Consider the following 856-nt stretch of genomic DNA (forward strand, 5'->3'; position numbering starts at 1 on the left):
GAATTTTAGTTCAAACTAATTCAAATTTTATGCTTATTCTCTTGGCGTTTTACTCAATGTCTACTTCGGGTTTTTGCGTCAAATAAATCCGGTCATGAGATGGTCTCCTCAAACGGGGAGACTAAAACAATGAAGAAGACGAGGGGCAAGCTGTTGCTCATGGCAATGGCGATGCAGCTTTCCGCTTGGGCAACGGCATATGCGGGACCGGCTTTCATGCACACGGGCGGTCGCACTACCCAGCCGGTCGGCCACTACGAATTCTGCCAGAAGCTTCCGCAGGAATGCAAGGAACGGACGCCGAAGCAGGCGCCGATCGAACTGACCCGCAAGCTGTGGGCGGCCATCGTCAACATCAACAATTCCGTCAACACCAGGATCACGCCGCGCACCGACATGGAGATGTGGGGCAAGGAAGAGGTCTGGTCCTACCCCGACAACGGCTTTGGCGACTGCGAGGACTACGCGCTGGAAAAGCGCCGCGCGCTGATGAACATCGGCGTGCCGGCCGGCGACCTGCTGATGACGGTGACGCGGCAGCCGAACGGCGACGGCCATGCGGTGCTCACCGTGCGCACCAGCCTTGGCGAGTTCATCCTCGACAATCTTCAACCCAAGGTGCTGGCCTGGACCGACACCGACTACACCTACCTCAAGCGCCAGTCGACGGAGAATTCGGGCGTTTGGGTGACGATCAATGACGGCCGCGAGGACGCGGTCGCCAGCGTCCGCTAGGCCGCCGAAGCACGCCGCCCGAAAGCAGCGCAGCGATTTTGGGGCAGCGGCATGCACAAAGAGATTAAGCGCGTAGCATCCACGCCGCGCGCTTAGGGAGAAAGCCCGGTCGAGTCCCCAC

At 59.2% G+C, this 856-nt stretch carries 1 protein-coding gene; it reads left to right on the top strand.

The window, feature by feature from the left end:
- The first annotated feature begins 129 nt into the window (after positions 1 to 129).
- Positions 130 to 735 carry a transglutaminase-like cysteine peptidase gene (locus tag EN781_RS33390; protein ID WP_127400774.1) on the top strand — a complete coding sequence of 202 codons (606 nt, stop codon included), beginning with the start codon at positions 130 to 132 and terminating at the stop codon, positions 733 to 735.
- The last annotated feature ends 121 nt before the right edge of the window (positions 736 to 856 follow it).

This window comes from Mesorhizobium sp. M4A.F.Ca.ET.090.04.2.1 (assembly GCF_003999085.1).
Taxonomy (GTDB): Bacteria; Pseudomonadota; Alphaproteobacteria; order Rhizobiales; family Rhizobiaceae; genus Mesorhizobium.